The following is a 6,288-nucleotide window of genomic DNA, read 5'->3' on the forward strand; positions in this document are numbered from 1 at the left end:
TATTCAGCCGCCGTCGCGGATGGGTTGTTTGGATGTGTTGTCCAATTTGCATAGTTGCCATCAACAACCTTGCCAGTGCGCGCATCAACTGTGCCCGGTTGTTGCTCTACCATCGTAATACAGTTTTCTACGGGGCAGACTTCGACGCACAAGTTACAGGCGACGCATTCAGCATCAATGACGCTGAATTTGCGGTCCGCTGACATCGCGATAGCTTGGTGGGATGTGTCTTCACAAGCCGCATAGCAGCGCCCGCAACTGATACAATCATCTTGGTTGATCGACGCTTTGGCGATGTAGTTCAGGTCAAGATGCTGCCAATCCACGACGTTAGGAATTGCGCTGCCTTTAAAGTCGTCGATCGACTTGTGACCCTTTTCATCCATCCACTGATCCAGACCGCTGATCATCTCTTGGACCACTTTAAAGCCATAGGTCATTGCCGCCGTGCAAACCTGCACATTGCCACATCCAAGAGCAATGTATTCGGCCGCATCGCGCCAAGTGGTAATCCCGCCAATCCCCGAAATCGGCAAGCGCGCCGTTTCAGGTGAACGTGCAATTTCTGCGACCATGTTCATCGCGATCGGCTTCACTGCAGGGCCGCAATAGCCGCCATGCGAGCCTTTCCCCGCAATTGTCGGAACAGGTGCCATATGGTCAAGATCAACCGAAATGATCGAGTTGATCGTATTGATGAGTGAAACTGCATCCGCCCCACCGCGCATCGCGGCCGCTGCGGGTTGGCGAATGTCAGTGATATTCGGGGTTAGCTTCACGATCACTGGTTTAGAATAGTATTGCTTGCACCAGCGCGTGACCATTTCGATATACTCTGGGACCTGCCCAACAGCAGCCCCCATACCACGTTCAGCCATGCCGTGAGGGCATCCAAAGTTCAGCTCGATCCCGTCGGCGCCGGTGTCTTCGACCAATGGTAGGATCGCTTTCCAAGCCTCTTCTTCGCAAGGCACCATCAGCGACACGATCATCGCGCGATCCGGATAGTCGGCTTTGACACGCTTGATCTCTTCAAGGTTCACATAAAGATCGCGGTCCGTGATCAATTCAATGTTATTCATACCCAGCACCCGGCGATCAGCGCCGTGCACAACGCCGTACCGCGGGCCGTTGACGTTCACGATGGGCGGTCCTTCGGAGCCAAGTGTCTTCCAAACGACACCGCCCCATCCGGCCTCGAAAGCGCGGCGCACATTGTATTCTTTGTCGGTCGGTGGCGCAGAAGCCAGCCAGAACGGGTTCGGGCTTTTGATGCCTAAAAAGTCTGTTGTCAGATCAGCCATAATTACACATCTCCTGTCAGGGTTGCATGAATGTCCATCGCAGCATCACGGCCTTCGGCAACTGCCGTGACGGTCAAATCGTCACCACCAGATGCACAATCGCCTCCGGCCCAAACGCCGTCGCGGCTTGTGCGACCAGCGCCGGTCACTGCAATCTTTCCACCGCTCAGCGTAAGCCCGGCGTTCATCGTCAAGGTTTGACCAATCGCACGGAAAACCTGATCGGCGGCGATCCGGATCTTTTCGCCTGTGCCTGTCAGTTTGCCGTTTGTGACATGGGTGTATTCAAGTTCGATTTCGGTCGCGGCACCGTTGCCATGCACGGCAGTTGGCATGACATTAAACAATAATTTGACGCCGTTGGACGCGGCAAGGTCTTGTTCATACCTGCTTGCACTCATGGCCTCGCGGCCACGGCGATAAGCGACAGTGACCTGCTCTGCGCCCAGCAACTTTGATTGTACTGCGGCATCAATGGCCGTCATTCCGCCGCCGATCACAACGACATTGCGTCCAACCGGCAAGGTCGCCAAATCGGTTGATTGACGCAAGTCTTCGATAAACGAAACCGCGTCAGACACGCCGCCCAAATCATCGCCCGCGATCCCCAACGCATTCACGCCGCCAAGTCCCACGCCAAGGAACACAGCGTCAAACGCATCAGCGACTGCGTCAATCGTAACAGTTTTGCCCGCTTCAATCGAAATGCCACCAATCGACATCAACCAGTTAACTTCGCGGGCGGCGAAATCATCCGTCGATTTATATGCAGCGATCCCATACTCGTTCAGACCGCCCGCTTTGGGGCGCGCATCATAGATCGTCACGTCATGTCCCAGCAGGGCCAAACGGTGCGCGCAAGAAAGACCGGCAGGCCCTGCGCCCAGGACCGCAACACGTTTACCGGTTGGTGCGGCGCGCGAAAAAGGATGTACATCTTTTGCCATCAATGTGTCGGTGGCAAACCGTTGAAGGCGGCCAATCTCGACCGGCTTGCCTTCGGCCAATTCACGCACGCAGGCTTGTTCGCATAAATCCTCTGTGGGGCAAACGCGGGCGCACATGCCACCCAGAATGTTCTGGTTGAATATTGTTCTAGCCGCCGCTTCGGGCGTACCCGTACTGATCTGGCGGATGAAAAGCGGGATATCGATATCCGTAGGACACGCCGTGATACACGGTGCGTCATGGCAAAAATAACAGCGATCCGCCGCAACCGCTGCCTCGTGGTGATCCAGAGGCGCATGCAGGTCATTGAAATTATCTAAAAGGTCTTCGGCGCTTAGGCGTTCGGAAACGACACCGGGTGTGAATTGGCTATTCATGGCTACTCCAACGGCAAATCTGATCTTTACCTTGGCATAGAAAATTATTTTATCAAATGGTAAAATTTTTCTCGACAACAGCCTTTGTGCGTGGCCATGTTGATGCACCACAAAAAGAGGAATTCCCGTGACTGTTTATGCAATCGTTCAAGTTGACGTCAAAAATGCGGAAGAATACGCGAAATACGCAGAAATTGCGGGTCCGACAGTGGCCAAATTTGGCGGAGAATTTCTGGCGCGCGGTGGTGCTGTAGAAGTCATGGAGGGCGAATCCCGTGATCGCTGCGTGATCATTCGTTTCGCTGACATGGATACCGCAAAAGCGTTTTACCACAGCCCCGATTACCAACGAGCGCTTGGTTTCGCGCTGCCAGTGTCGACGCGCGACTACAAATTTGTCGAAGGCGTTTGACTTAACGCGCCGTGTGGCACCGATACCGAAAGCTATTTGTTTTCGAGGAACTGATAAGCTTCAAGAATAGTCCCGCTTAGCCCATCAAAGAATCCTTGGGCAGTAACATCAACAAGACCCGCCTGTTGCGTCGCAGCGTCTGCAACACTATCCAGCGCGGGCTTCACGTCAAACAACGGGTTAGACGTATTTAACAATTCGCGGTGGCTGGCACCTTTGCCGTGTTTCAGCACATTGATCGCCAGATAATATTGATGGAACTTGCCTGCGAGCTCATCTTGCCCGGCATCGCGCAACATGGTCACCAGTTTGCGTGCGAACGGGCCGCGCCTGAAATGGTGCTGCATGCGCGCTTCGAAGGTTGAAAATAAATCGACGGCCGCCAATTCCAGCGCAATGGTTGCCGCGCGAAGGTCTTCGACGTGGGCATCAGTTTCCTGCCCTGCGTCAACAAGCTGCTGAACCTCTGAAATGCGATCCTCGGACGCCTTTGCAGTCACCCGCGCCGCTGCAACCAGTTCTATAACGCCGTGTTCAGATGCCATTGTTCATTCTCCTAAAGCTAGGACACCCCATAAGCTATGCGGCGGGGAATGATAGTGGTCAGAACGATGTTGGCCGTGCGCTACACATCGGGCGGCTATCCGTGCAGTACCGCCACTGTCTTAAGTGTTGAAAAGCCGTAAAGCGCCTCGAAACCTTTTTCACGACCATGGCCAGACAGGCCAGTGCCGCCAAATGGCAACTCTACCCCGCCACCAGCACCATAATTGTTGATGAAGACCTGCCCTGCCCGCAATGCCCGCGCCATGCGCATTTGTCTTGCGCCGTTTTCGGTCCAGCAGGATGCGACCAGCCCAAACGCCGTGCCGTTCGCAATTGCGATGGCTTCGGCTTCGTCCGTAAAGGGGATGATGACCTGAACAGGGCCAAAAATCTCGTCCTGCGCCAATGTATGATCTGGCGGTACGTCTGCAAACAGCGTGGGCGTCACATAGGCCCCGCCTATCGGCGCACCGTCAATAATTTGCCCGCGTGCAACACAGGTTAGGTCTGCGCCTTTGGCAATGAAGCCTTCGACGATTTCCTTTTGGCGCGGAGATACCAGCGGTCCGACATCAAGATTGTCCAATGCGGGCCCTGCGCGCAATGCGTTGTACCGGGCAGCCATCGCCGCAACCACCTGATCATAGACCCCACGTTGCACCAAAATACGTGACGATGCCGAACAAGTTTGCCCTGCGTTTTGTATCCCAGCGTTCACCAAGAACGGCAAAGCGGCGTCAATATTCGCGTCATCAAATACGACCTGCGGGGATTTCCCCCCCAATTCAAGCGTGACCGGCACAACATTTTCGCTCGCTGTTGCTTGGATCAATTTGCCGACGCCGACAGAACCTGTGAAGGATATGTGATGCACGCCTTTATGCGCCGACAATGCAGCACCTGCCTCTGCACCCAAACCCGGCACCACGTTCAGCGCGCCAGCGGGCAATCCAGCTTGATGCGCGATCTCGGCGAAGGCCAGTGCGGTAAGGCATGCCTCCTCGGCAGGTTTCAAGACACAAGCGTTGCCCATCGCCAAGGCTGCACCAACCGAACGTCCGATGATCTGCATCGGGTAATTCCAAGGAATGATATGCCCTGTCACACCATGCGGTTCGCGCAATGTATAGACCGTGTAACCATCCAGATACGGGATCGTTTCGCCGTGAATTTTGTCAGCGGCACCGCCGTAAAATTCCAAATAGCGGGCAAGTGCGAGAACATCGGCACGGGCTTGGGCCAGTGGTTTACCGACGTCCACCGCCTCTAACTTCGCGAGCTCATCCACATGTGTCAGAACGGCGCGCCCGATTGTGGACAACACGCGCCCGCGCTCTGCAGCAGTGGCTTTGCCCCAGTCACCGGCTAGGGCTGCGTCAGCCGCATTGACGGCCGCATCGATGTCTTCGGATTTTCCCCGAGCGATCTGGCACAAGGTCGTGCCATCAGAAGGGTTCAAAAGCGGCAAGACCTCTTGCCCGATGGGATTAACCCAAGCGCCTGCAATAAAGCATTTGCTTGGGTCAATATTCAAAGGTCGCAAGGTCATCGCCGCCCTTCAGTTTCTCTAGTTGCCGTAGGCCACTGATGGCAGCCATGTCACGATAGCAGGGAATTCGAACACGATGAACAGGCCAAGGATTTGCAGCAACACGAACGGAATAACACCTTTGTAGATGTCGCCGATGGTCACACCCGGAGGGCACACGCCCTTGAGGTAGAACAGCGCAAAGCCCACAGGCGGCGTCAGGAACGACGTTTGCAAGGTCACCGCCACTAAGATCGCGAACCACGTCACAACGGGCTGTGCCACTTGGTTAAAGCCCGGAATGTCTGCCTCGATGCCGAGACCCTGAATGATCGGCAGCATCAATGGCATAATAATGATCGTGATCTCGATCCAGTCCAGCAAGAAGCCAAGCAGGAAGACGATGAACAAGATGAACAGGATAATCGCGTAGGGATCTTCGAAGAATGACAGCACAAGCCCTTCGATGATCTCATCCCCGCCATACCGGCGCAGAATGAAAGCAAAGAAGTTCGCGGCCAAGAAGATACCAACGATGTAACCCGCCGTATTCAACGTGGAACGGCTGACTTCGCGCAGGACCTTAAAGTTCAGGCGCCTGTTGAACAGCGCCAAAAGCGTCGCACCCAAAGCACCCAAACCAGAAGCTTCGGTCGGGGTCGCAATCCCTGCAAAGATCGATCCAAGAACCAGCAAGATCAGGAACATCGGCGGGATAACGGCCAACAAGACCTCTTTAATGACGGGCCACCCAACTTCGTCTGTTTTTTCAGGCACGGGCATCGCATCTGGGTTGATCAGGCCGTAGACGACGATGAACACAATATAAAGTGTTCCCAAGATCAACCCGGGGAACAACGCGCCCATAAACAAGTCACCAAGGCTAATGGCCAACTGGTCAGACATGATCACCAGCATGATAGATGGTGGAATGAGAATTCCCAACGTACCCGCCGAAGCAATCGTGCCCGTCGCAATCGGTTTGGAATAGTTTTGCGCCATCATCGCAGGCAGAGCCATCACACCCAACAAGGTCACGGATGCACCGATAACACCAGTTGAAGCCGCCAAGATGATGCCGATCAGCAGAACGGTCAGAGACAGACCGCCACGCAAACCGCCAAACAGCTTTTGCATCGCATACATCATGCGCTGCGCGACGCCTGATTGATC

Annotated in this window: 6 protein-coding genes; 1 reads left to right on the forward strand and 5 read right to left on the reverse strand. The window is 54.8% G+C overall.

Annotated features, from left to right (window positions below; translation table 11 throughout):
* Both preA and QZ197_RS09575 read right to left on the reverse strand, forming a co-directional pair.
* Positions 1 to 1,304, reverse strand: a 1,304-nt coding sequence (gene preA, locus QZ197_RS09570) for an NAD-dependent dihydropyrimidine dehydrogenase subunit PreA (protein WP_296431681.1), incomplete at its 3' end; no start/stop codon positions are given.
* 2 nt (positions 1,305 to 1,306) lie between these two features.
* Positions 1,307 to 2,629: an NAD(P)-dependent oxidoreductase gene (locus tag QZ197_RS09575; RefSeq protein ID WP_296431682.1), complete on the reverse strand. Its 1,323-nt coding sequence runs from the start codon at positions 2,627 to 2,629 to the stop codon at positions 1,307 to 1,309.
* A gap of 127 nt (positions 2,630 to 2,756) precedes the next feature.
* Here QZ197_RS09575 and QZ197_RS09580 point away from each other — a divergent pair, with 127 nt between their 5' ends.
* A complete protein-coding gene (locus QZ197_RS09580; protein WP_296431683.1) occupies positions 2,757 to 3,041 on the forward strand; it encodes a DUF1330 domain-containing protein in 285 nt (94 codons plus the stop codon).
* 32 nt (positions 3,042 to 3,073) lie between these two features.
* Here QZ197_RS09580 and QZ197_RS09585 read toward each other — a convergent pair whose 3' ends face one another.
* The 3 genes from QZ197_RS09585 to QZ197_RS09595 all read right to left on the reverse strand — a co-directional run.
* Entirely contained in the window at positions 3,074 to 3,586 is a 513-nt protein-coding gene (locus tag QZ197_RS09585; RefSeq protein WP_296431684.1) for a hypothetical protein, read from the reverse strand.
* Positions 3,587 to 3,681: 95 nt separating this feature from the next.
* Positions 3,682 to 5,136: an aldehyde dehydrogenase family protein gene (locus tag QZ197_RS09590; protein WP_296431685.1), complete on the reverse strand. Its 1,455-nt coding sequence runs from the start codon at positions 5,134 to 5,136 to the stop codon at positions 3,682 to 3,684.
* 18 nt (positions 5,137 to 5,154) lie between these two features.
* Positions 5,155 to 6,288: TRAP transporter large permease subunit (locus QZ197_RS09595; RefSeq protein WP_296431687.1), on the reverse strand; the 1,134-nt coding region annotated here is incomplete at its 5' end.

The sequence above is a fragment of the Yoonia sp. genome (assembly GCF_017854415.1).
Lineage (GTDB): Bacteria > Pseudomonadota > Alphaproteobacteria > Rhodobacterales > Rhodobacteraceae > Yoonia.